This window comes from Endozoicomonas sp. ALB091 (assembly GCF_049310265.1).
Classification (GTDB): Bacteria; Pseudomonadota; Gammaproteobacteria; order Pseudomonadales; family Endozoicomonadaceae; genus Endozoicomonas.
The window spans coordinates 17,670-43,877 of sequence record NZ_JBLYNQ010000003.1; the positions used below are offsets into that span (position 1 = coordinate 17,670).

At 49.8% G+C, this 26,208-nt stretch carries 10 protein-coding genes; all 10 read right to left on the minus strand.

Going from position 1 to position 26,208, the window contains the following annotated elements; all coding sequences use genetic code 11:
- Positions 1-31: 31 nt before the first annotated feature.
- Positions 32-2,911, minus strand: coding sequence for a DUF1601 domain-containing protein (locus ACO6UX_RS03110; protein ID WP_422444785.1), 2,880 nt, complete (start codon positions 2,909-2,911; stop codon positions 32-34).
- 101 nt (positions 2,912-3,012) lie between these two features.
- Positions 3,013-5,739 carry a DUF1601 domain-containing protein gene (locus ACO6UX_RS03115; protein WP_422444787.1) on the minus strand — a complete coding sequence of 909 codons (2,727 nt, stop codon included), beginning with the start codon at positions 5,737-5,739 and terminating at the stop codon, positions 3,013-3,015.
- Between the two features lie 49 nt (positions 5,740-5,788).
- Positions 5,789-9,058 carry a DUF1601 domain-containing protein gene (locus ACO6UX_RS03120; RefSeq protein WP_422444789.1) on the minus strand — a complete coding sequence of 1,090 codons (3,270 nt, stop codon included), beginning with the start codon at positions 9,056-9,058 and terminating at the stop codon, positions 5,789-5,791.
- A 234-nt stretch (positions 9,059-9,292) separates the two neighbouring features.
- The gene (locus ACO6UX_RS03125; protein WP_422444791.1) at positions 9,293-12,730 is read right to left on the minus strand and encodes a DUF1601 domain-containing protein; all 3,438 of its coding nucleotides are present in this window, start codon (positions 12,728-12,730) and stop codon (positions 9,293-9,295) included.
- Between the two features lie 145 nt (positions 12,731-12,875).
- Positions 12,876-14,114 carry a hypothetical protein gene (locus ACO6UX_RS03130; protein ID WP_422444793.1) on the minus strand — a complete coding sequence of 413 codons (1,239 nt, stop codon included), beginning with the start codon at positions 14,112-14,114 and terminating at the stop codon, positions 12,876-12,878.
- Positions 14,115-14,335: 221 nt separating this feature from the next.
- Positions 14,336-17,332, minus strand: coding sequence for a DUF1601 domain-containing protein (locus ACO6UX_RS03135; RefSeq protein ID WP_422444795.1), 2,997 nt, complete (start codon positions 17,330-17,332; stop codon positions 14,336-14,338).
- Positions 17,333-17,444: 112 nt separating this feature from the next.
- Positions 17,445-20,339 carry a DUF1601 domain-containing protein gene (locus tag ACO6UX_RS03140; RefSeq protein WP_422444797.1) on the minus strand — a complete coding sequence of 965 codons (2,895 nt, stop codon included), beginning with the start codon at positions 20,337-20,339 and terminating at the stop codon, positions 17,445-17,447.
- A gap of 242 nt (positions 20,340-20,581) precedes the next feature.
- Complete coding sequence (locus tag ACO6UX_RS03145; protein ID WP_422444799.1) at positions 20,582-21,073, minus strand: RAP domain-containing protein; 492 nt, start codon at positions 21,071-21,073, stop codon at positions 20,582-20,584.
- Between the two features lie 89 nt (positions 21,074-21,162).
- The gene (locus tag ACO6UX_RS03150) at positions 21,163-22,299 is read right to left on the minus strand and encodes a hypothetical protein (protein WP_422444801.1); all 1,137 of its coding nucleotides are present in this window, start codon (positions 22,297-22,299) and stop codon (positions 21,163-21,165) included.
- A gap of 112 nt (positions 22,300-22,411) precedes the next feature.
- A complete protein-coding gene (locus tag ACO6UX_RS03155) occupies positions 22,412-26,098 on the minus strand; it encodes a DUF1601 domain-containing protein (RefSeq protein ID WP_422444803.1) in 3,687 nt (1,228 codons plus the stop codon).
- Positions 26,099-26,208: the final 110 nt, after the last annotated feature.

Genomic DNA, 26,208 nt, shown 5'->3' on the forward strand with positions numbered 1-26,208 from the left:
ATCAATTCATGAAAATATAAAAAACAGACTGCTATTCTGTGCAGAAGTTCATTTTACTGAAATGGTCCACCCTGGTCTTTATTTTCTCAATATATAGTTGCATTAAATAACGGTTACAAAGTGTATTAGCCGGGATTTCAACGACCTCAAATCCTGCTTTTTGCAGTAGTGCGATTTTAAGCAGAGTCGAACCTTTCCTGGTTTTTAAATCACCGCGCACGTAATGGGACAGTCCCTGAACTTCAATCACAATGTTGTGATCTGGCAGTAGCAGGTCAACGGGAGGCAATGAGTTCAGGCTCTTTTCTTCTTCAATCTTCAAAGAGGGAATGCATGACTGGAGTTGATTGCGGAAGTCGGTTTGAGGTCTTGACCTGATGGTCTGGTAATGGGGGACGAACGAACACTGTCTCCCAAGCCAACTGGCGGCCATGGCAATGATGGATTGATCCTCTTCATTGTCTGTGGAGGTATTTTCCAGACGAGTAAACAGGTTATCCATGTGCTTTTCAAGTCCGTTATTTTTATTGGCATTGGAGGCCAGAGACAACCGGGCACAGCATACCATTACTCCCCAAAGTGACATCAATATATCTTGTTGAGAGAGCCGGGGGTTGTCACTGATTCGGTGGACAAGTGATTTGAACGTGGAGGTAAACAGGGGCAGCTCAACGAGCTCACCCAGCTTCGCCGTGGCCCACAGCAGGTTGGCGATTTCCTGTGGTTTAAAGTTGGTTTTCTGTGCATTCACGTAGGGCAACAGCGCAGCCACGGCTTCGTTGAGCTCAGCTGTCTGCTCCTGACTGTTGTCCACCAGTTTCGCCATGGCCCACAGCTGGTTGGCGATTTCCTGCGGTATAAAGTCAGCTTTCCGTGCGATCACGTGGGGCAACAGCGCGGCCACAGCCTCGTAGAACTCTGGTGTACACTCCTGCCCGTTATCCACCAGTTTCGCCATGGCCCAAAGCAGGTTGGCGATTTCCTGTGGTTTAAAGCCAGCTTTCTGTGTAATCACGTGGGGCAACAGTGCGGCGACAGCCTCTTTAAACTCTGGTGTTTGCTCCTGCCCGTTATCCACCAGTTTCGCCAGAGCCCACAGCAGGTTGGCGATTTGCTGAGGAATAGGTTGGTCTTTCTGTGTTTTCACGTAGGGCAACAGCGCGGCCACGGCTTTGTTGAGCATTGGTATCTGCCCCGGGCCGTTGACAACCTTCGCCATGGCCCACAGCAGGTTGGCGATTTCCTGTGGTAAAAAGTCAGCTTTCCGTGCGATCACGTGGGGCAACAGCGCGGCCATTGCTTCGTTGAGCTCAGGTGTCCGCTCCTGGCCGTTGTCCGTCAGTTTCGCCATAGCCCACAGCAGGTTGGTGATACCCTGTAGTTTAAAGTTGGCTTTCTGTGCGTTCACGAGGTGCAACAACACGGCGACGGCCTCTTTGAACTCTGGCGTCAGTATTTGACCGTTGCCCACCAGTTTCGCCATGGCCCACAGCAGGTTAGCGATATGCTGAGGATTAAATTGGTCTTTCTGTACGTTCACGTGCGGCAACAGCGCGTGAACGACCGCGTTCAGCCCGGGTGTCCATTCCTGCCCGTTGTCCACCAGTTTCGCCACGACCCACAGCAGGTTGGCAATGCCCTGAGCATTAAATTGGCTTTTCTTTGCGTTCACTTGAGGCAACAGCACGGCCACGGCCTCTTTGAGCCCTTGTCTTTGCTCTTGACCGTTGTCCAGTAGTTTCGTCATTGCCCACAGCAGGCTGACGAGTTCCTGTGGCTTAAAGTTAGTTTTCTGTGCGTTTACGTGGGGTAACAGTGCGGCCACAGCCTGTTTGAGCCATGGTGTCTGTTGCTGCCCGTTGTCCACCAGTTTCGCCATGGCCCACAGCAGGTTGGCGATATGCTGAGGAATAAAATGGTCTTGCTGTGCGTTTATACAGGGCTGCAGAGCGGCCACGGCCTCGTTGAGCTCGGGTGTCCACTCCTGGCCGTTGTCCACCAGTTTCGCCACGGCCCACAGCAGGTTGGCGATATTCTGAGGACTCAACTGGTCTTTCTGGGCATTCACATGGGGCAACAGCGCGGCCACGGCCTTTTTGATCTCTGCTGTCTGCTCCTGACCGTTGTCCACCAGTTTTGCCATGGCCCACAGCAGGTTGGCGAGATGCTGAGGAATAAATTGGTCTTTCTTTACGCTCAGATGGGGCATCAGCGCGGCCACGGCCTGTTTGAGCTCTGGTGTCTGCTTCTGCCCGCTGTCCACCAGTTTCGCGATGGCCCATAGCAGGTTGGTGATTCCGATGGCATCAATATCCCTGGCTTGAGGTTTTTGATGGCACTTGAATATTAATACATCAAGAAGCGTTGACAATAAGGCAGTTTGAGTACGCTTAACACACTCATTCATAGGGTTATGAGGGGTAAAAATACCTGCTGAAGTCAATGAATGAAATGTTGTCGTCAGGCTTCGCCAATTCCAGCTTCGTTTTATGGTAAAATTTTGCAGAAAACGTATCAGCTGGCTTTGTTCTGCTCGATTTAACGGTCTTTTAACAGTTAACGTGTATTTTTTAATTGAACTGGCATATTGACCATGACACCTCCCATCATAGCGATGACCAAAACGTTCAGATTGACGCACCAGATTATCTATTATTTCCTGGTTGATGAGGGCGTAAAAACCCTGGGCCAGGTTTACTGAACGACACTGTAGATGTTGAGAAAGGCATACGGCAGTGGATCGGTAAAATTGATTACACCCCGGTGTAGTGCGTTGAGTATTATCCCACTGTCTGACTGTGGCGTGTCTGTATCGTCCACGCCTTGATGAAGCGGCACGGTCATCTTGTTGGTTGTGACCATTACCTGATCTTGCGTAATGACCACTGATACCAGCAGAGCTTTTATCCATAATTATATTTCATCAATTCATGAGAATATAAAAAGCAGACTTCGGTGCTGTTCAGAAGTTCATTTTGCTTAATCTGCCAAAGGATCACCTGTGGATACGGACTAAAGTCTGGAAGCTCCCTCCCTGGTCTTTATTTGATCAATACATGGTTTTATTGAATCCTGGTCCCAAACCGTGTTAGCAGGGATTTCAATGACCTCAAATCCTGCTTTCTTCAGCAGTGCGATTTTCAGCAGAGTCGAACCATTCCTGGTTTTGAAATCACCACTCACGTAATGAAACGGTCCCTGAATTTCAATAACAATGTTGTGATCTGGCAGTAGCAGGTCAACCGGAGGCAGCGAGTTCAGACACTTTTCTTCTTCAATCTTCAAAGAGGGAATGCATGATTTGAGTTGATCGCGGAATTCGGCTTGAGGTTGTGACATGGTGCGCAGGTAATGGGGGACGATCGGACACGTTCTCCCAAGCCAACTTGCGGCCAGGGCAATGATGGATTGTTCATCTTCATTGTTTGGGGCGGTATTTTCCAGACGAGTAAACAGATCATCTATGTACTTTTCAATCACGCTATTTTGATTGGCGTTGGAGATCAGGGACAACCTGGCACACCATACCATTACTCCCCATAGAGACATCAATATGTCTTGCTGAGAGAGCTGAGGGTTTTCACTGATTCGGTAGACAAGAGATTCGAATGTAGAAGTCACCATATTCAGCTCAAGGAGTTCACCCGGTTTCGCCATGGCCCACAACAGATTGGCGATTTCCTGTGGATTAAAATTGGCTTTCAGTGCATTCACGAAGGGCAGCAGCGCGGCCATGGCCTCTTTCAACCTTGCTGTCTGCTCCTGCCCGTTGTCCGCCAGTTTCGCCGTGGCCCACAGCAGGTTGGCAATTTCCTGTGCGATAAAGTCAGCTTTCATGGCGTTCACGAGGGGCAATAGCACAGCCACGGCTTCGTTGAACTGCGCTGTCTGCTCCTGACCGTTGTCCACCAGTTTCGCTATGGCCCACAGCAGGTTGGCGATTTCCTGTGGTTTAAAGTCAGCTTTCTGTGCGATCACTTGGGGCAACAGCGCGGCTACAGCTTTGTAGAACTCTGGCGTCCACTCCTGTCCATTGTCCACCAGTTTCGCCATGGCCCACATCAAATTGGCGATATGCTGGGGAATAAATTGGTCTTTCTGTGCGTTCACGCAGGACAAAAGAGTGGCCACGGCCTCATTGAACTCTTGTGTCTTCTCCGGTCCGTCGTCCAACAGTTTCGCCAGGGCCCACAGCAGGTTGGCGACATGCTGAGGAATAAATTGGTCTTTCTGTGCCTTCACATAGGGCAACAGCGCAGTCATGGCTTCATTGAATTCGGGCACCCGCTCCTGCCCGTTGTCCGCCAGTTTCGCCATGGCCCACAGCAGGTTGGTGGTACCCTGTGGTTTAAAGTTAGCTTTCTGTACCTTCACATAGGGCAACAACGCGGTCACGGCTTCGTTGAGCTCGGGTGTCGGCTCCTGCCCGATGTCCGGCAGTTTCACCATAACCCAAAGCAGGTTGGCGATCCCCTGTGGTTTAAAGTTAGCTTTCTGTGCGTTCACGCAGGGCAACAACACGGCCACGGCTTCTTTGAATTCTGGTGTGCGCTTCAGGCCGTTGTCCACCAGTTTCACTATCGCCCACAGCAAGTTGGCGATGCCCTGGGGATTAAATTGGTCTTTCTGTGCGTTCACGTGGGGCAACAGCGCGTTCACGGCTGCATTGAACTCGGGCGTCCGTTTCTGGCCGTTGTCCGCCAGTTTCGCCATGGCCCACAGCAGGTTGGCGATGCGCTGGGCATTAAACTGGTCTTTCTGCGCATACACAAGAGGCAACAGCACGGCAACAGCCTCTTTGAGCCCTTGTGTTTGCCCTTGTCCGTTGTCCACCAGTTTCGCAATGGCCCAAAGCAGGTTGGTGATTTGCTGTAGGTTAAAGTCAGCTTTCTTTGCGTTCACCCGGTGCAACAGCGTGGCCACGGCCTCTTTGAGTCCTGGTATCCGCTCTTGCCCGTTGTCGACCAGTTTCGCCATGGACCACAACAGGTTGGTGATACCCTGTGGTTTAAAATTAGTTTTCAGTGCGTTTACGTGGGGCAACAGCGCGGCAACGGCTACGTTGAAATCTGTTGTTTGCGCCTGCCTGTTGTCCACCAGTTTTGCCATGGCCCATAGCAGGTTGGCGATTCCCATGTCATCAATATCCCTGGCTTGAGGTTTTTGGTTGCACTTGAATGTTATTGCATCAAGTAGCGTTGACAACAAGTGAGCTTGAGTAAGTTTAATACGCTCATCCATGGGTTTATGATGGGTAAACACGCCCGATGAAGTAAACGAATGAAATGTTGTCGTCAGGCTTCGCCAATTCCAGCTTCGTGTTGCGGTAAAATTTTGCAGCAAACGTATCAGCTGGCTTTGTTCAGCTCGATTTAACGGTCTTTTAGCAGCTGACGTGTATTTTTTAATTGAATTGGCATATTGCCCGTGATGTCTCCCATCATAGCGATGACCGAAATAATCCGATTTACTCACCAGATCATCCATTATTTCCTGTTTGATGAGGCCATTAAAATCTTGCGCAGGGTTTACTGAACGATGCTGTAGAGAAGAACATGCGCCAGAAGAATGGTAAAACTCGTTACGCTCCGGGGTAGAGCGGGGGGCATTATCCCACTGTCTGACTGTGGCATGTATATATCGTCCAAGCCTTGAAGAAGCGGCATGGTCATCTGGTTGGTTGTGACCATTACCTGGTCTTGCGTATTTACCACTGATACCAGCAGAGATTTTATGCATATATATTTCATTAATTCATGAGAATATAAAAAACAGACTGCTCTGCTGTTCAGAAGTTCATTTTATTGAAAATGTCTATCCTGGTCTTTATGTGATCAACACATAGTTTGATTAAATTCCGGTTCCAAAGCTGGTTAACCGGGATTTCAATGACCTCAAATCCTGCTTTTTGCAGCAGTGCGATTTTCAGCAGAGTCGAACCATTCCTGGTTGTGAAATCACCATTCACGTAATGAGTCGGTCCCTGAATTTCAATAACCATGTTGAGATCTGGCAGTAGCAGGTCAACCGGCGGTAATAGGTTAAGGCTCTTTTCTTGTACGATCTTCAAGGAGGGAATGTGTGATTGGAGCTGACCGCAGAAGTTGGTTTGAGGTGTTGACATGGTGGTCTGGTAATGGGGAACGACCGGACACTCTCTCCCAAGCCAACTTGCCGCCATGGCAATGATGGATAGATCCTCATCATTGTCTGGGGTGGCATTTTCCAGGCGAGTAAACAGGTCATCCATGTGCTGTTCAAGCACGTTATTTTTATTGGCAGTGGAGATCAGAGACAACCTGGCACAGCAAACCATTACTCCCCAGAGTGACATCAATATCGCTCGCTGAGAGAGTTGAGGGTTGTCGCTGATGCGGTAGACCAGCGATTCAAACATAGAGGAAACTGTGTTCAGGTTAATCAGTTCACCCAGTTTCGCCAGGGCCCACAGCAGATTGGCGATTTCCAGTGGTTTAAAGTTAGCTTTCTGTGCAATCGCGCTGGGCAACAGTGCGGCCACGGTCTCTATAAGATCTGGCGTCTGCTCCTGCCTGTTATCCACCAGTTTCACCATGGCCCACAGCAGGTTGGCAATACTCTGGGCATTAAACTGGTCTTTCTGTGCGTTCACGTGGGGCAGCAGCGCCGCCAGGGACTCGTTGAGCTCTGGTATCCACCCCTGCCCGCTGTCCACCAGTTTCGCCATGGCACACACCAGGATGGTGATTTCCGGTGGTTTAAAGTTAGCTTTCTGTCTGTTTACCAGGGGCAACAGCGCGGCCACAGCTTCTTTGAACGCTGGTGTCCACTCCTGCCCGTTGTCCACCAGTTTTACGATGGCCCACAGCAGGTTGGTGATTTCCTGTGGTTTAAAGTCAGCTTTCTGTGCAATTACGTGGAGCAACAGGGCAACCACTGGCTCTTTGAACTCTGGTGTCTGCTCCTGCCCGTTGTCCACCAGTTTTGCCATGGCCCACAGCAGGTTGGCGATATGCTGAGGAATAAATTGGTCTTTCAGTGCGTTCACGCGGGGAAACAGCGCGGCCACACCCTCGTTGAGTTCGGATGTTCGCTCCTGTCCATGCTCAACCAGTTTCGCCACGGCCCACAGCAGATTGACGATGCCTTGCGCATTAAATTGTTCTTTCTGTGCGTTCAAATGAGGCAACAGCGTGGCCACGGCGTCTTTAAGCCCTTGTGTTCGCTCCTGTCCGTTGTCCACCAGTTTCGCCATGGCCCACAGCAGGTTGCTGATTTGCTGTGGGGTAAGGTTGGCTTTCTGTGCGTTCACATGTGGCAATATTGTGGCTACAGCCTCTTTGAGCCCTGGTACCTGCTCTTGCCCGTTGTCCACCAGTTTCGCCATGGCCCACAGCAGGTTGGCGATACCCTGTGGTTTAAAGTTAGCTTTCTGAGCGTTTACGCAGGGCAACAGAGCGACCAGAGCCTCTTTCAGCCCCGGTATTTGCTCCTGCCTTTTCTCCACCAGTTTCGCCATGGCCCACAGTAGGTTGGCGATATCCTGCGGATTAAATTGGCTTTTCTGCGTGTTCACACAGGGCAACAGCGCGGACACGGCCTTGTTGAAAGCTGGTGTCTGCTCCTGGCTGTTGTCCACCAGTTTTGCAATGGCCCAGAGCAAGTTGGCGACTCCCCGCGGAAAAAAATGGTCTTTGTGTCTGTTCACGTTGGGCAACAGCGCAGCTATGGCCTCTTTCAGTCGAGGTGTCCGTTCCTGCCCGTTGTCCACCAGTTTCGCCATGGCCCACAGAAGGTTGGTGATTTCCTGCAGATTGAAGTTAGCTTTCTGTGCGTTCACCTGAGACAACACCGCAGCCACGGCCCTTTTGAGCTCTCGTGTTTGCTCCAGCTCGTTGTCCACCAGTTTTGCCATGGCCCACAGCAGATTGGCGATTTCCTGTCGTTTAAAGTTGGCTTTCTGTGCATTTACATTGGGCAACAGCGCAACCACGGCCTCTTTGAACTCTGGTGTCAGCCCCTGCTTGTTGTCCACAAGTTTTGCTATGGCCCACAGCAGGTTGGCGATATGTTGAGGAATAAATTGGTTTTTCTGAGCGTTCACGCGGGGCAGCAGGGCGGCCAGGGCCTTGTTGAGCTCTGGTATTCGCTCCAGTCCGTTGTCCACCAGTTTCGCCATGGCCCACAGAATGTTCGTAATATTCTGGCCGGTAAATTGGTTTTTCTGTGCGTTCAAACAGGGCAACAGCGAAGCAAGGGCCGCTTTGAACTCTGGTGTCTGCTCCTGCCCGTTGTCCACCAGTTTTGCCAGGGCCCAGAACAGGTTGGCAATATGCTGAGGAATAAATTGGTCTTTCTGTGCGCTCATCCAGGGTAACAGTGTGGCTACGGCCTCGTTGAACTCTGGTATCCAAGCCTGCCCGTTGCCCACCAGTTTCGCCATGGCCCACAACAGGTTGGCGATACCTCGGGCATCAATTTCCCTGGCTTGAGGCATTTGATTGCACTTGAATATTATGGCATCCAGTAGAGAGGACAATAAGGCCGTTTGAGTGAGCTGAACATGCTCATTCATTGGGTTATGAGGGGTAAAAACACCCGCTGAAGTCAATGAATGAATTGTTGTCGTCAGGCTTAGCCAATTCCAGCTGCGCGTTACGGTAAAATTTTGCAGCAAACGAATCAGCTGGCTTTGTTCCGCTGGATTTAACGGTCGTTTAGCAGCTGACGTGTATTTTTTAATTGAACTGGCATAGTAACCATGATCTCTCCCATCATAGCGATGGCCGAAGCGAGCCGATTTACTCACCAGACCAGCCATTATTTCCTGTTTGATAAGGGCATTAAAATCCTGGGCAGGGTTTACTGAACGGCTCTGTAGATATTGAGAAGAGCGTGCGCCAGAAGCACGGTAAAATTTATTACTCCCCGGTGTAGTGGGGCGGGGGTTATCCCACGGTCTGACTGCAGAATGTTTATATCGCCCACGCCTTGAAGAAGCGGCCTGGTCATCCGGGCGGTTATAACCATTATCTGATCTTGCGCATTTACCACTGATACCAGCAGAGCTTCTATCCATAATTATATTTCATTGATTCATGAAAATATAAACAACAGACTGCTGTTCTGTTCAGAAGTTCATTTTGTTGAAATGGCCTATGAACGTAAACGAGTGGGGAAACCATCTACTTGCAAATCATCCGAGAGAAACAGTTACAACCTGTATTTTGGTTTGTCTGTTTGCTCCTCTAAATATTCTCAGGCAGTTAAATAACTTTGATCTGAGAGTTGCCATCTTTTATCGGCAGTCATGTTAGCCCAATCTGTCTCCCTCGCTGTTAAGTGATACAGTGCCCTCTCCCTTGAGCGGGACGTCTACCCTGGTTCTTATTTGATCAATGTATGGTTTCATTAAATCCGGTTTCCAAATTGTGTTAGCCGGGATTTCAATAACCTCAAATCCTGCCTTTTGCAGCAGTGCGATTTTCAGCATAGTCGCACTATTTCTGGTTTTGAAATCATCACTCACGTAATGAAACTGTCCCTGAACTTCAATAACGATGTTGTGATCCGGCAGAATCAGGTCAACCGGCGGTAAAGAGTTCAGACTCTTTTCTTCTTCAATCTTCAAAGAGGGAATGCATGATTGGAGTTGATCGCGGAAGTCGGTTTGAGGTTTTGACATGGTTGTCTGGTAATGAGGGGTGACCGGACACGCTCTCCCAAGCCAACTTGCGGCCATGGCAATGATGGATAGATCCTCTTCATCGTCTGTGGGTGTATTTTCCAGGCGAGTAAACAGGTGATCCATGTGCTGTTCAAGCACGTTATTTTTATAGGTATTGGAGGTCAGATACAACCGGGCACAGCAGACCATTACACCCCAGAGAGACATCGATATCTCTTGCTGTGAGAACTGAGGGTTGTCACTGATTCGGCGGACAAGCGATTCGAACGTAGAGGTAAGCACGTTCAGCTCAACGAGATTACCCAGTTTCGCCATGGCCATCAGCAGGTTGGCAATACCTTGTGGTTTAAAGTTAGCCTGCTGTGCGCTCACGCGGGGCAACAGCACGGCTACCGCCTCTTTGAGCCCTGATGTCTGTTCCTGCCCGTTGTCCACCAGTTTCGCCATGGCCCACAGCAGGTTGGCGATACCCTGAGGAATAAATTGGTCTTTATGTGCGTTTACCTGCGGCAATAGCGTGGCAATGGCCCCGTTGAGCGCTGGTGTCCGCTCCTGCCCGTTGTCTACCAGTTTCGCCATGGCCCACAGCAGGTTGGCGATTTCCTGTGCTTTGAAGTTAGCTTTCTGAGCGCTCACATGGGGCAATAACGTGGCCACAGTCTTGTTGAACTCTGGAGTTCGCCTCTGTCCGCTGTCCGTCAGTTTTGCCATGACCCAAAACAGGTTGGCGATTTCCTGTGGTTTAAAGTCAGCTTTCTGTGTGTTCACCCGGTGCAACAGCGCGGCCACGGCCTCGTCAAACTCTGGTGTCCGCTTCTGGCCTTTGTCCACCAGTTTCGCCATGGCCCAGAGCAGGTTGGCGATATGTTGAGGAATAAATTGGTCTTTCAGTGTCTTCACGGGGAGCAACAGCGCGGCTACGGCCTCGTTCAGCTTTGGTGTCCGGTTTTGTCCACTGTCCACCAGTTTCGCCATGGCCCAGAGCAGGTTGGCGATATGTTGAGGAATAAATTGGTCTTTCAGTGTCTTCACGGGGAGCAACAACGCGGCTACGGCCTTGTTCAGCTTTGGTGTCCGGTCTTGTCCACTGTCCACCAGTTTCGCCATGGCCCAGAGCAGGTTGGCGATACCCTGTGGTTTGAAATTAGCTTTTTGTACGATCACGCAGGTCAACAGCGCAGCCAGGGTTTTGTTGAACTCTGGTGTCTGCTCGTGCCCGTTGTCCGCCAGTTTCGCCATGGCCCATAGCAGGTTGGTGGTTTGCTGAGGTATAAATTGATCTTTCTGTACTTTCACGCAGGGCAAAAGCGCGGCCACGGCCTGGTTGAGTTCTGGTGTCTGCTCCTGCCCGTTGTCCACCAGTTTTGCCATGGCCCACAGCAGGTTGGAGATTCCCTGGGCATTAAATTGGTCGGTCTGTGCGTTCACGTTGGGCAACAGCGTGGCCACAGCTTTTTTAAGCCCCGGTGTCTGCTCCTGTCCGTTGTCCACCAGTTTCGCCACGGCCCACAGCAGGTTGACGATTTGCTGTGGTATAAATTGGTCTTTCCTTGCGTTCACGTAAGGCAGCAGACCGACCACAGTCTTGTTGAACTCTGGCATCTGCTCCTGCAGGTTGTCCACCAGTTTCGCCATGGCCCACAACAGGATGGTGAAATGTTGAGGTATAAATTGATCTTTCTTTGCGTTCACGTGGGGCAGCAGCGCGGCCACAGCTTTTTTAAGCCCCGGTGTCTGCTCCTGCCCGTTTTCCACCAGTTTCGCCACGGCCCACAGCAAGTTGGCGATTCCCTGGTCATTAAATTGGTTTTTATGTGCGTTCACGTGGGGCAGCAGTGCGGCCACAGCCTTTTTAAGCCCCGGTGTCTGTTCATGTCCGTTATCCACCAGTTTCGCCATGGCCCACAGCAGGCTGGCGATATGCTGAGGATCAAATTGGTCTTTCTTTGGGTTCACTTGAGGCAACAGCGCGGCCACGGCCTCATTGAACTCGGGTGTCCGCTCCTGCCCGTTGTCCACCAGTTTCGCCATGGCCCACAGCAGGTTGGCGATTTCCTGTGGATTGAAGTCAGCTTTCTGTGTGTTCACGTGGGGCAACAACGCGGCCAGGGTCCGTTTGAGCTCGGGTGTCCGTTTCTGCCCGTTGTCCACCAGTTTCGCCATGGCCCACAGCAGGTTGGCGATTTCCTGTGGATTGAAGTCAGCTTTCTGTGTGTTCACGGTGGGCAACAACGCGGCTACGGTCGCTTCGATCTCTGGTGTCTGCTCATGTCTTTTGTCCACCAGTTTCGCCATGGCCCACAGCAGGTTGGCGATACCCTGGGCATTAAATTGCTTTCTCTGTGCGATTACATGGGGTAACAGTGCGGCCATGGCCTCTTGGAACTCTGGTGTCCACTCCGGCCCGTTGTCCACCAGTTTCGCCATGGCCCACAGCAGGTTAGCGATTCCCTGGGAATCTATATCCCTGACTTCGGGTTTTTGGTTGCACTTGAATATGATTGCATCCAGTAGCGTGGACAATAAGGTCGTTTGAGTGAGCTGAACACGCCTATCCACGGGGCTATGAGGGGTAAATACACCCGCTGAAGTAAATGAATGAAGTGTTGTCGTCAGACTTCGCCAATGCCAACGTCGTGTTGCGGTAAATGTTTGCAGAAAATTTATTAACTGGCTTTGTTCTGCCCGATTTAACGGCCTTTTAGAAACTGACGTGTATTTTTTAATTGAATTGGCATATTGGCTGTGAGGTCTCCCATTATAGCGATCACCGAAACGATTCGATTTACTCACCAGACCAGCCATTATTTCGTGGTTGATTAGGGCATTAAAATTCTGAGCAGGGTTTACTGAACGGTGCAGTAGATAATGAGAAGAAGATGCGCCAGCAGAATGATAACATTCATTACGCCCGGGGGTAGTGCGGGTGGAATTATGCCATTGTTTGACGGTGGCATGTCTATACCGCCCGGACCTTGAAGAAGTGGTACAGTTTTCCGGTTGGTTATAATCATTACCCGGCCCTGCGTATTGACCACTGATGCCAGCAGAGGTTCTATACATAATTATATTTCATCAATTCATGAAAATATAAAAAGCAGACTGCTGTTCTGTTCAGAAGTTCATTTTACTGAAATATCTATAAAAGCGTGTTTGAGTAATGCAGAGTCCGACCATCAGCCGAGTGTGTCTTGGTGGCTGTCCAGATTCACCGGGAAGCTTCTGAACCATCCGTATCGTGGCGATAGACATGCCAGCAATTTAGCTCCAGGTTATGTTTTTCGACCTCATATTTGATGTTATCGAAGGATTTAATCCTCTCGTTCAGTGTCATGCTTTTAAGAGAACAATTGAAGATATAATCCGGCGTGTATTGCCAAGGTACTAAACCAATTTCCTGTTGACGATATTCTGTATTTATGGAGGTCAAAGATAGATAATGATCCCGCTGTGCAGGAAGTTTTGCCAGCAACTGGTTTAACCGGTAGATATCAGCGTTTTCTGCGTTCATTTCTGCGGCTTTTGCCTGGCGAAGGGGTTGTGTCTCAAGCTCCTCCAGCGTAGAGCTCTGCGCGAGCGCGTGGTAATGTTTGGTGTACACCAGCTCCGGGGGAATATATTGCTGGGGTGAGGATACGTCCGGGTCTTCGGTGATCAGGACAAAACAACCAGGGTTGTTTTTTATGAGTGTGGTGAGATAAAACTCAGTTTGCCCCTGGGCAATCTCTTTGCAAAGTTGCATTTCTTCCGAAGGCAAGCCGGTAAAAGCGTGTATCGCGGTAAATAAAGTGGTTGCAGGATTAGCGCCAGCAATTTCCTGAGCCGGAATTATGTTAATGGGCTGTGGATCGTCACAAAAAGTTCCATCGCAATTAGCGTAAGCATTTTTGATATCTACAGGAACTACTTTGATCCGGGGGTACAGCTCTTTGAGATAGTTTTGCATTAACAGGGATATTGCTCCGAAACCACAGCCAATATCAACAATGTATTCGATGTCGCTGTTTTTGCTTAAAAAATCAACCAGGAAGCTGAAGTTATGGAATTCTATATGGCTTTTGTATTCCTCTAGAGCCCAATCAACAAATGCTTGCGAAGCATCCAGTGTCATCAGTTGCTGGTTGCCAATCCGGACAGTTTTCGGTTGAGCCGTATCCGATACATTGGCATAGCTCACACAACAATTGCGCCGGGGATTATTATCCATGTGGGCTGCTACCCAGTAAATTTCAGGTGACGACGCAGAATGAGGGTTCAAGCCAGTAATGGTTCGGTTGGAAAGACTGGCGGGATGTTGTTCCTGAATTCCATCGCCGTCGGTTGTCAATTGTGGGGCGATGTTAAGTTTTTGCCCGACATGATCAGGTTGGTCAGGGAGAGTTTCTCTGGTAAATCCCTGTTGTGTCGTCGGAGCCTGTAAATTATCAGTGACCATACTTCTAATCATTACATTTCTCCTTGTTGATGAGTCATCAATAAGATCAAACAGTTTATTCAGCTTGAGCCTGTGCTTACTTATTAAGATCGAAGTACTGGTCATTAGTTCAATCCATCTACTTGAAAATCATTCGGAGCGAGACAAACAGTGTCTACCTGTATTCTGGTTTGTCTGTTTGCTCTTCTGAATGTTGTTTGACGATTGAGTAACGATTCTATTTGGTCAACTACTTACCTCTGTAACAAGATGTTGACCCTGGTCTTTATTTGATCAATACAGGGCTTTAATAAATCCCGGTTACAAAGCGTGTTAGTCGGAACTTCAATGACTTCAAATCCTGCTTTTTTCAGCAGTGCAATTTTAAGCAGAGTCGAACCCTTCCTGGTTTTGAAATCACTACTCACGTAATGAGTCGGTCCCTGAATTTCAATAACAATGTTGTGATCTGGCAGTAGCAGGTCAACCGGCGATAATGAGTTCAGGCTCTTTTCCTCTTCAATCTTCAAAGATGGCATGCATAATTGGAGTTGATTGCGAAAGTCGGCTTGAGGTTTTGAAATATTTGTCCGGTAATGGGGGACGACCGGGCAGGCTTTACCAAGCCAGCTTGCGGCCATGGCAATGATGCGTTGATCCTCTTCATTGTCCGGGGATGTATTTTTCAGGCGAGAAAAAAGTTCATCCATGTGTTTTTCAAGCACGTTATTTTTATTGGTATTGGAGTCTAGAGACAACCTCGCACAGCACACCATTGCTCCCCAGAGAGACATCAATATCTCTTGTTGAGAAAACTGAGGGTTTTCACTGATTCGGTAGACAAGCGATTCGAACATAAATGTAACCACGTTCAGTTCAACGAACTCACCCAGGCTCGCCATGGCCCACAACAGGTTGGCGATACCCTGGGTATTAAATTGGTCTTTCTGTGCGTTCACATGGGGTAACAGCGCGGCCACGGCCTCTTTCATCTCTGGTGTCTGCTCCTGCCCGCTGTCCATCAGTTTCACCATGGCCCACAGCATGTTGGTGATACCCTGGGTACTAAACTGGCCTTTCTGTGCGTTCACGTGGGGCAACAGCGCGGCCACGGCCTCTTTGAACTCTGGTGTCCACTCCTGCCCGTTGTCCACCAGTTTCGCAATGGCCCACAACAGGTTGGCAATATGCTGGGCATTAAATTGGCCTTTCTGTGCGTTCACGAGGGGCAACAGCGCAACCACGGCCTCTTTGAACGCTGGTGTCTGCTTCTGCCTGTTGTTCACCAGTTTCGCCATGGCCCACAGCAGGATAGTGATTTGCTGAGGAAAAAATTGGTATTTCTGTGCTTTCACGTGGGGTAACAGGGCGGCCACTGCCTTTTTGAACGCTGATGTCTGCTCCTGTCCGTTGTCCACCAGTTTTGCCATGGCCCACAGCAGGTTGGCGACTTCCAGTGGTTTAAAGTTAGCTTTCTGTGCCAGCACGTGGGGCAACAGCGCGACCAGAGTCTCTCTGAACTCGGGTGTCTGCTCCTGCCCGTTGTCCGTCACTTTCGCCATGGCCCACAGCAGGTTGGCGATACTATGGGCATTAAATTGGTTTTTCTGTGCTTTCACGTGGGGCAACAACGCGGCCACAGCCTCGTTGAGTCCGGGTGCCCGTTCCTGCCCGTTGCCCACCAGCTTCGCCATGGCCCACAGCAGGTGGGTGATTTCCTGTGGTTTAAAGTCAGCTTTCTGTGCGATTACATGGGGCAACAGCGCGGCCACGGCCTCTTTGAGTTCTGGTGTCTGCTGCTGCCCGTTGTCCACCAGTTTCGCCATGGCCCACAACAGGTTGGCGATTTCCTGTGGTTTAAAGTCATCTTTCTCCATGTTCACGTGGGATAACAGCGCGGTCACGGCCTCGTTGAGCTCGGGTGTCTGCTCCTGTCCGTTGTTTACCAGTTTCGCCATGGCCCACAGCAGGTTGGCGATTTCCTGTGGTTTAAAGTTAGCTTTCGGTGCGCTCACGTGGGGTAACAGCACAGCCACAGCCTCTTTGAACTCTGGTGTCTGCTTCTGCCCGTTATCCACCAGTTTCGCTGTGGCCCACAGCAGGTTGGCGATTCCCTGAGGAAGAAATTGGTCTTTCTGTGCTTTAACGTGGGGCAACAGCGCGGCCACCGCTTCTATAAGCTCTGGTGTCCACTCCCCGTTGTGCACCAGTTTCGCTGTGGCCCACAGCAGATTGACGATTTCCTGTGGTTTAAAGTTAGCTTCCTGTATGTTCCCGTGGGACAACAGTGCGGCCACGGCCTCTTTGAGCCCTGGTGTCTGCTCTGGCTTGTTGTACAGTAGTTTCGCCATAGCCCACACCAGGTTGGCGATTTCCTGTGGTTTAAAGTTAGCTTTCTGTGCGTTCACATGGGGCAACAGCGCGGCCACGGCCCCGTTGAACTCTGGCGTCCACTGTTGCCCACTGCCCACCAGTTTTGCCATTGCCCACAGCAGGTTGGTGATTTCCTGTGGTATAAAGTGAGCTTTCTCCGCGTGTAAGTGGGGCAACAGCGCAACCACGGCCTCTTTGAGTTCTGGTGTTAGCTCCTGCCCGTTGGCCACCAGTTTTGCCATGGCCCAGAGCATGTTGGTGATTTCCTGGGCTTCAATATCCCCGGCTTGAAGTTTTTTGCTGCACTTGAATATTATTGCATCAAGTATCGTTGATAATAAGGCTGCTTGAGTAAGCTTGACACGCTCATCCATGGGTTGATGAGGGGTAAAAACACCCGCTGAAGTCAATGAATGAAGTGTTGTCGTCAGGCTTCGCCAATTCCAACTCCGTGTTGCGGTAAAATTTTGCAGCAGATGAATCAGCTGGCTTTGTTCAGCCTGATTTAACGGTCTTTTAGCAGCTAACGAGTATTTTTTAATTAAACTGGCATATTTCCCGTGATGTCTCCCATCATAGCGGTGACCGAAACGATTCGATTTACTCAGCAGATCATCCATTATTTCCTGTTTAATCAGGGCATTGAATTCTTGAGCAGGGTTTACTGAGCGGCATAGTAGATAATGAGAAGGACATGCGCCAGAAGAATTATAAAATTGATCACGACCGGAGGGCGTGCGGGGAGGATTATCCCATTGTCTGACTGTGGCATGTCTATATCGCCCGGGCCTTGAAGAAGCGGCATGGTTTTCCGGTTGGCTGTAATCATTACCTGGTCTTGCGTATTGACCACTGATGCCAGCAGAGGGTCTATGCATAATTATATTTCATCAATTCATGAAAATATAAAAGGCTGACTGCTGTGCTGTTCAGAAGTTCATTTTCCTGGAATGTGAACACGGTTCTGGAGTCATGATGCAAGGGAAGTGGTTAGTGCCTTTTTTTTCTTTTCCTTTTTCTTTTTTTTGGTTTGTCTGTGTGCTTTTCTGAATTTTCTTCGACGGTTAAATAACAGTGATCCGGGGATGGCTGCCCTTTATCGGCGGTAACGTTTGTCTCATCTGCCCATCCGCTGTTAAGTGATACACAGCCATGACCCTGTGGCGGGGTGTCCACCCTGGCCTTTATTTGGTTAATGCATAGTTTTATTGAATTCAGGCTGCTGAGCTGGTTAACCGGGATTTCAATGACCTCAAATCCTGATTTTTTCAGCAGTGCAATTTTAAGCAGAGTCGAACCATTCCTGATTTTAAAATCATTACTCAGGTAATGATACGGTCCCTGAATTTCAATCACCATGTTGTGATCTGGCAGTAGCAGGTCAACGGGAGGCAATGAGTTCAGACACTTTTCTTCTTCAATCTTCAAAGAGGGCATGCATGATTGGAGTTGATCGCGGAAGTCGGCTTGGTGTTTTGAAATGGTTGTCTGGTAATGGGGGATGATCGGACTCGCTCTCCCAAGCCAACTGGCGGCCATGGCCATGATGCGTTGATCCTTTTCATTGTCCGGGGATGTATTTTCCAGGCGAGTAAACAGGTCAACCATGTGCTTTTCAAGCATGTTACTTTTATTAGCATTGGAGTCCAGGGACAGCCTGGCACAGCATACCATTACGCCCCAGAGAGACATAAATATATCTTGCTGAGAGAGCTGAAGGTTGTCACTTAATCGGCAGACCAGCGATTCGAACGTAGAGGTAACCACGTGTAGCTCAACGAGTTCACCCAGTTTCGCCATGGCCCACAGAATGTTGGCGATATGCTGAGGATTAAATTGGTGTTTCTGTGGGGGCACGTGGGGCAACACTACGAACATAGCTTCTCTAAGCTCTGGCAACCACTCTCCGTTGTCCACCAGTTTTGCCATGGCCCAAATCATGTTGGCGATATCCTGGGTATTAAACTGGTTTTTCGGTGCGTTCACGTGGTGCAAAAGCGCGGCCACGGCCTCTTTGAGTTCTGGTGTCCACTCCTGCCCGTTGTCCACCAGTTTTGCCATGGCCCACAACAGGTTGGCAATATGCTGAGGAATAAATTGGTCTTTCTGTTTGTTCACGTGGGGTAGCAGTTCGGCCACGGTCTCCATGAGCCCTTGTGTTCGTTCCATTCCGTTGTCCACCAGTTTCGCCATGGCCCACAGCAGGTTGACATTGCCCTGAGCTTTAAATTGGTCCTTCTGTGCGTTCACGTGGGGCAACAGTGCGGCCACGGTCTCTTTGAACTCTGGTGTCTGCTCCTGCCCGTAGTCCACCAGTTTCGCCATGGCCCACAGCAGGTTGGCGATTTCCTGTGGTTTAAAGTTAGCTTTCTGTGCGTTCACGCGGGGCAACAGCGCAGCCACGGCCCCATGTAGCTCGCGTGTCCGCTCCTGCCCGTAGTCCACCAGTTTCGCCATGGCCCATAGCAGGTTGGTGATTTCCTGGGGGTTAAAGTTAGCTGTCAGTACGTTCACTTGGGGCAACAGCACAGTCACGGCCTTTATGAGCCCTGGTGTTTGCTCCTGCACGTTGTCCATCAGTTTCGCCATGGCCCACAGCACATTGGCGATTCCCTGGGCATTAAATTGGTTTTTCTGCGTGCTCACTTGGGGAAACAGCGCGGCCACAGCCTTTTTAAGCCCTGGTGTTTTTTCCTGCCCGTTGTCCACCAGTTTCGCCATGGTCCAAAGCAGGCTGGCAATATCATTGGCATTAAATTGAACTTTCTGTGTAATCACGTGGGGCAACAGCGCGGCCACGGCCTCGTTGAGCCCTGGTGTTCGCTCCTGTCCGTTGTCAACCAGTTTCGCCATGGCCCATAACAGGTTGGCGATTCCCTGAGTAGTAAGTTGGTCTTTCTGTTCGTGCACAAGGGGCAATAACGTGGCCACGGCCTTGTTGAGCCCCGGTGTTCGCTCCTGCCCGTGGTCTACAAGTTTCGCCATGGCCCACAGCAGGTTGACAATGTCCTGAGCTTTCAATCGGTCCTTCAGTGCGTTCACGTGGGGCAACAGCGCGGCCACGGCCTCTTTGAACTCTGGTGTCTGCTCCTGCCCGTAGTCCAGCAGTTTCGCCATGGCCCACAGCAGGATGGCAATGCCCTGAGGAATAAATTGGTCTTTCTTTGCATTCACATGTGGCAACAGCGCGGCCACGGCCTCTTTGAGCCCTGGTGTGTGCTCCTGCCCGTTGTCCACCAGTTTTGCTATTGCCCACAGCTGGTTGGAGATTCCCCGGGCATCAATGTCCCGGGCTTGAGGTTGTTGGTTGCACTTGAATATGATTGCATCAAGTAGCGTTGACAATAAGGCAACCTGAGTGTGCCTGACACGCTCATCCACGGGTTTATAAGGGGTAAAAACACCCGCTGAAGTCAATGCATGAAGTGTGGTCGTAAGGCTTCGCCAGCCCCAACGCCGTGTTACGGTAAAATTTTGCAGAAAATGCATCAGCTGGCTTTGTTCCGCTCGATTCAACCGTCTTTGGGCAGCTGATGTGTATCGTTTAATTGAATTGGCATACAGACCGTGATTTCTCCCATCATAGCGATGACCGAAATGATCCGATTTACTCAGCAAACCATCCATTATTTCCTGTTTGATGAGAGCACTGAAATCTTGAGCCGGGTTTACTGAACGGCTCTGTAGATATTGAGAAGTGTATGCGCCAGAAGAATGGTGAAATTCATTGCGCCCCTGGGTAGTGCGTGGGGGATTATTCCATTGTTTGACTGTGGCATGTTTATATCGCCCATGCCTTGAAGATCTGGGATGGTTATCCGGATGGTTGTAATTTTTATCGGATCTTGCGTATTGACCACTGATACCAGCAGAGGTTCTATGCATAATTATATTTCATCAATTCATGAAAATATAAAAAACAGACTGCTGTTCTGTTCAGAAGTTCATTTTGCCGGAATGTGTACACGGTTCCGGAGTCATGATGAAAGGGAAGTGGTTAGTGCCTTTTTTTTCTTTTCCTTTTCTGTTTTTTGGTTTGTCTGTTTGCTTTTCTTAATTTTCTTCAACGGCTAAGTAACAATGACTTGAAGATTGCCACTTTTTATCGGCGGTAACGTTTGTCTCCTCTACCGATCCGATGTCAGGTGATGCACAGCCATGCCCTGGGGCGGGATGTCCAACCTGGTCTTTATTTGATCAATGCATAGTTTCATTGAATTCTGGCTACAAAGCTGGTTAGCCGGGATTTCAATGACCTCAAATCCTGATCTTTGCAGCAGTGCTATTTTAAGCAAAGTCGAACCATTCCTGATTTTAAAATCATTACTTACGTAATGAGACGGCCCCTGAATTTCAACAACCATGTTGTGTTCTGACAGTAGCAGGTCAACGGGAGGCAATGAGTTCAGGCTTTTTTCTTGTTCAATCTTCAAAGAGGGCATGCATGATTGGAGTTGATCGCAAAAGTCGGCTTGAGGTTTTGAAATGGTTGTCTGGTAATAGGGAACGATCGGACACGCTCTCCCAAGCCAACTGGCGGCCATGGCAATGCATGGCAATGGTGCGTTGATCCTTTTCATTGTCCGGGGATGTATTTTCCAGGCGAGTAAACAGGTCATCCATGTGCTTTTCAAGCACGTTATTTTTTTAATGGCATTGGGGGCCAGAGACAACCTGGCACAACATACCATTACTCCCCAGAGAAACATCAATATAAATTGTTGAGAGAGCTGAGGGTTGTCACTGAATCGGCAGAGGAACGATTCGAACGTAGAGGTAACCACGTGCAGCTCAACGAGTTCCCCAGCTTCGCCATGGCCCACAGCAGGTTGGCGACTTGCTGAGGATCAAATTGGGCTTTCTGTGGGTTCACGTAGGGCAGCAGCGTGGCCACGGCTTCTTTAAGACCTGGTGTCCACTTTCCGTTTTCCACCAGTTTCGCCATGGCCCACAGCAGGTTGGCAATTGCCTGTGGTGTAAAGTTGGCTTTATTTGCGTGCACGTGGGGCAACAGCGCGGCTACAGCTTTTTTAAGTCCTGGTGTCTGTTGCAGGCCCTTGTCCACCAGTTTCGCCATGGCCCACAGCAGGTTGGCGGTTTGCTGAGGAATAAAGTGGTCTTTCTGTGCATTCATGTGAGGCAACAGCACGGCCACGGCCTCTTTGAGTTCTGGTGTTTGCTCCTGCCTGTTGTCCACCAGTTTCGCCATGGCCCACAGCAGGTTGGCGATTCCCTGGGCACCAATATTCCTGGCTTCAGGTTTTTGGTTGCACTTGAATATTATTGTATCCAGTAGCATTGACAATAAGACAGCTTGAGTATGCTTAACACGCTCATCCATGGGTCTATGAGGGGTAAAAACACCCGCTGAAGTCAATGCATGAAGTGTTGTTGACAGGCTTCGCCAACTCCAACTCCGTGTTACTGTAAAATTTTGCAGCAAACGTATCAGCTGGGTTTGTTCCGCTTGATTTAACGGTCTTTTAGCAGCTGACGTGTATTTTTTAATTGAATTGGCATACAGACCGTGATTTCTCCCATCATAGCGATGACCGAAGCGATACGATTTATTCACCAGATCATCCATTATTTCCTGTTTAATGAGGGCGTTAAAATCTTGAGCAGGGTTTACTGAACGGCTCTGTAGATGTTGAGAAGGGCATACGCCAGAAGAACGGTAAAATTCCTTACGCCCCGGGGTAGTGCGGGGGGGATTATCCCACTTTCTGACTGTATTCTGTCTATATTGTACGCGCCTTGAAGAAGTAGCATGGCCATCCGGCTGGTTGTAATCTTTATCGGATCTTGCGTATTTACCACTGATCCCAGCAGAGGTTCTGTGCATAATTATATTTCATTAATTCATGAAAATATAAACTACAGACTGCTGTTTTGTTCAGAAGTTCATTTTGTCGGAATGTGAACACGGTTCTTGAGTCATGATGAAAGGGAAGTGGTTAGTGCCTTTTTTTTCTTTTCCTTTTTCTGTTTTTTGGTTTGTCTGTTTGCTTTTCTGAATTTTCTTCAACGGCTAAGTAACAATGACCTGAAGATTGCCACTTTTTATCGGCGGTAACGTTTGTCTCCTCTATCGATCCGATGTCAGGTAATACACAGCCATGACCCTGTGGCGGTATGTCCACTCTGGCCTTTATTTGATCAATGCATTGTTTCATTGAATTCTGTCTCCAAAGCTGGTTAGCCGGGATTTCAATGACCTCAAATCCTGATTTTTTCAGCAGTGCTATTTTAAGCAGAGTTGAACCATTCCTGATTTTGAAATCATTACTTACGTAATGAGACGGTCCCTGAATTTCAATCACCATGTTGTGATCTGGCAGTAGCAGGTCAACGGGAGGCAATGAGTTCAGGCTCTTTTCCTGTTCAATCTTCAAAGAGGGCATGCGTGATTGGAGTTGATTGCGTAAGTTGGCTTGAGGTTTTGAAATAGTTGTCCGGTAATGGGGGATGATCGGACACGCTCTCCCCAACCAAATGGCAGCCATGGTAATGATTTGTTGATTCTTTTGATTGTCCGGGGATGTATTTTCCAGGCGAGTGGACAGGTCATCCATGTGCTTTTCAAGCACGTTATTTTTAATGGCATTGGGGGCCAGAGACAACCTGGCACAACATACCATTACTCCCCAGAGAGACATCACTATATCTTGCTGAGAGAGCTGAGGGTTGTCGCTGAATCGGCAGAGCAACGATTCGAATGTAGAGGTAACCACGTGCAGCTCAACGAGTTCACCCAGCTTCGCCATGGCCCACAGCAGGTTGGCGATTTGCTGAGGATCAAATTGAGCTTTCTGTGGGTTTACGCAGGGCAGCAGCGCGGCCACAGCTTCTTTAAGCCCTGGTGTCCACTCTCCGTTTTCCACCAGTTTTGCCATGGCCCACAGCAGGTTGGTGATTGCCTTTGGTGTAAAGTTGGCTGTATGTGCGTGCACGTGTGGTAACAGCGTGGCCACAGCTTTTTTAAGCCCTGATGTCTGTTGCTGGTCGTTGTCCACCAGTTTTGCCATGGCCCACAGCAGGTTGGCGATTTGCTGAGGATTAAATTGGTCATTCATTGCGTTCACGTGGGGCAACAGGCGGGCCACGGCCTCGATGAACTCTGGTGTCGGCTCCAGGCCGTTGTCCACCAGTTTCGCCATGGCCCACAGCAGGTTGGAGATATGCTGAGGAATAAATTGGTCTCTCAGTAGTTTTACGAGGGGTAACAGCGTGGCCATGGCCTCGTTGAGCCCTGATGCCTGCTCCTGTCCGTTGTCCACCAGTTTCGCTATGGCCCAGAGCAGGTTGGTAATATCCTGGGCATTGAATTGGTTTTTCTGTGCCTTCACGTGAGGCAACAGTGCGGCCACAGCTGTTTTAAGCCCTGGTGTCTGTTCCCGGCCGTTGTCCACCAGTTTCGCCATGGCCCACAGCAGGTTGGTGATTCCCTGGGCATTAAATTGGTCTGCCTGTGCGTTCACGTGGGGCAACAGTACGGCCACAGCTGTTTTAAGCCCTGGTGTCTGTTCCTGCCCGTTGTCCACCAGTTTCGCCATGGCCCACAACAGGTTGGCAATTTGCTGAGGAGTAAATTGGTCTCTGGTTGCGTTCACGTGGGACAACAGCTGGGCCACAGCCACGTTGAACTCTGGTGTCTGCTCCTGCCCGTTGTCCACCAGTTTCGCCATGGCCCACAACAGGATGGCGATATGCTGAGGAATAAACTGGTATTTCTGTGCGTTCACGTGGTGTAACAGGGCTCCCAGGGTCCCTTTGATCTCTGGTGTCCGTTCCTGCCCGTTGTCCACCAGTTTCGCCATGGCCCACAGCAGGTTGGAGATTCCCTGGGCATTAAATTGCTCTGTCTGTGCGTTCACGCGGGGCAACAGCGCGGCCACAGCTTTTTTCAGCCCTGGTGTATGCTCCTGCCCGTTGTCCACCAGTTTCGCCATGGCCCACAGCAGGTTGACGATTTGTTGAGGTATAAATTGGTCTTTCCTTGCGTTCACATAAGGCAGCAGAGCGACCACAGTACTGTTGAACTCTGGCATCTGCTCCTGCCCGTTGTCCACCAGCTTCGCCATGGCCCACAGCAGGATGGTGATATGTTGAGGTATAAATTGGTCTTTCTTTGCGTTCACGTGGGGTAACAGCGCGGCCACGGCCTCTATGAGCCCCGGTGTCTGCTCCTGCCCGTTGTCCACCAGTTTCGCCACGGCCCACAGCAAGTTGGCGATTCCCTGGGCATTAAATTGGTTTTTATGTGCGTTCACGTGGGGCAACAGCGCGGCCACAGCCTGTTTAAGCCCCGGTGTCTGTTCATGCCCGTTATCCACCAGTTTTGCCATGGCCCACAGCAGGCTGGCGATATGCTGAGAATCAAATTGGTCTTTCTGTGGGTTCACATGGGGCAACAGTGCGGCCACGGCCTCATTGAACTCGGGTGTCAGCTTCTGCCCACTGTCCACCAGTTTTGCCATGGCCCACAGCAGGTTGGCAATACCCTGTGGTTTAAAGTCAGTTTTCTGTGCGCTCACGCGGGGCAATAGCGCTGCTACGGCCTCGCTGAGATCGGTTGTCTGCTCCAGCCCGTTGTCCACCAGTTTCGCCATGGCCCATAGCAGGTTGATGATTCCCAGGGCATGAAGTTGGTCTTTCTGTTCGCGTACGATGGGCAACAACGCGGCCACAGCCTTTTTAAGCCCCGGTGTCTGTTCATGCCCGTTATCCACCAGTTTCGCCATGGCCCACAGCAGGTTGGCGATTCCCTGTGGATTAAAATTAGCTTTCTGTGCATTTACGCCGGTTAACAGCGCAGCCACGGCCTCTTTGAGCCCAGGTGTCTGCTCCTGGCCGTTGTCCACCAGTTTGGCCAAGGCCCACAGCACGTTGGCGATTCCCTGTGTTGTAAAGTTAGATTTTTGTGCGCTTACGTGGGGTAACAGCGCAGTCACGGCCTCTTTGAGCCCTGGTGTCTGCTCGTGCCCGTTGTCCACCAGTTTTGCCATGGCCCACAGCTGGTTGGCGATTCCCCAAGCATCAATATTACTGTCTTTAAGTCTTTGGTTGCTGTTAAATATTATTGCATCCAGTAGCGTTGACAATAAGGTAGCTTGAGTATGCTTAACACCCTCATCCATGGGGCTATGAGGGGTAAAAACACCCGCTGAAGTAAATGCATGAAGTGTTGTTGTCAGGCTTCGCCAATTCCAGCTCCGTGCTGCGGTAAAATTTTCCAGAAAACGTATCAGCTGGCTTTGTTCCGCCTGGTTTAACGGTCTTTTAGCAGCTGACGTGTATTGTTTGACTGAATTGGCATATAGACCGTGATTTCTCCCATCATAGCGATGACCGAAACGAGCCGATCTACTCAGCAAACCATCCATTATTTCCTGTTTGATGAGAGCATTAAAATCTTGAGCAGGGCTTACTGAACGGCTCTGTAGATATTGAGAAGTGTATGCACCAGAAGAATGGTAAAATCCATTATGCCTCGGTGTGGTGCGTGGGGGATTATGCCATCGTCTGACTGTGGCATCTCTATATCGCCCACGCCTTGAATATCCGGGATGGTCATTCGGCTGGTTGTAATCGTTATCGGATCTTGCGTATTTACCACTGATACCAGCAGAGCTTCTATCCATAATTACATTTCATCAATTCATGAAAATATAAAAAACAGACTGCTGTTCTGTTCAGAAGTTCATTTTGCTGAAATAGCGATAGACGTAACCGGTTGAGAGAGCACAACTAC

What these genes read in the sequence shown, in the direction of transcription:
- ACO6UX_RS03110 (WP_422444785.1), bottom strand. Translation starts at nt 2,911, where the DNA reads ATGGATAAAAGCTCTGCTGGTATCAGTGGTCATTACGCAAGATCAGGT.
- ACO6UX_RS03115 (WP_422444787.1), bottom strand. Translation starts at nt 5,739, where the DNA reads ATGCATAAAATCTCTGCTGGTATCAGTGGTAAATACGCAAGACCAGGT.
- ACO6UX_RS03120 (WP_422444789.1), bottom strand. Translation starts at nt 9,058, where the DNA reads ATGGATAGAAGCTCTGCTGGTATCAGTGGTAAATGCGCAAGATCAGAT.
- ACO6UX_RS03125 (WP_422444791.1), bottom strand. Translation starts at nt 12,730, where the DNA reads ATGTATAGAACCTCTGCTGGCATCAGTGGTCAATACGCAGGGCCGGGT.
- ACO6UX_RS03130 (WP_422444793.1), bottom strand. Translation starts at nt 14,114, where the DNA reads ATGATTAGAAGTATGGTCACTGATAATTTACAGGCTCCGACGACACAA.
- ACO6UX_RS03135 (WP_422444795.1), bottom strand. Translation starts at nt 17,332, where the DNA reads ATGCATAGACCCTCTGCTGGCATCAGTGGTCAATACGCAAGACCAGGT.
- ACO6UX_RS03140 (WP_422444797.1), bottom strand. Translation starts at nt 20,339, where the DNA reads ATGCATAGAACCTCTGCTGGTATCAGTGGTCAATACGCAAGATCCGAT.
- ACO6UX_RS03145 (WP_422444799.1), bottom strand. Translation starts at nt 21,073, where the DNA reads ATGACCTGTTTACTCGCCTGGAAAATACATCCCCGGACAATGAAAAGG.
- ACO6UX_RS03150 (WP_422444801.1), bottom strand. Translation starts at nt 22,299, where the DNA reads ATGCACAGAACCTCTGCTGGGATCAGTGGTAAATACGCAAGATCCGAT.
- ACO6UX_RS03155 (WP_422444803.1), bottom strand. Translation starts at nt 26,098, where the DNA reads ATGGATAGAAGCTCTGCTGGTATCAGTGGTAAATACGCAAGATCCGAT.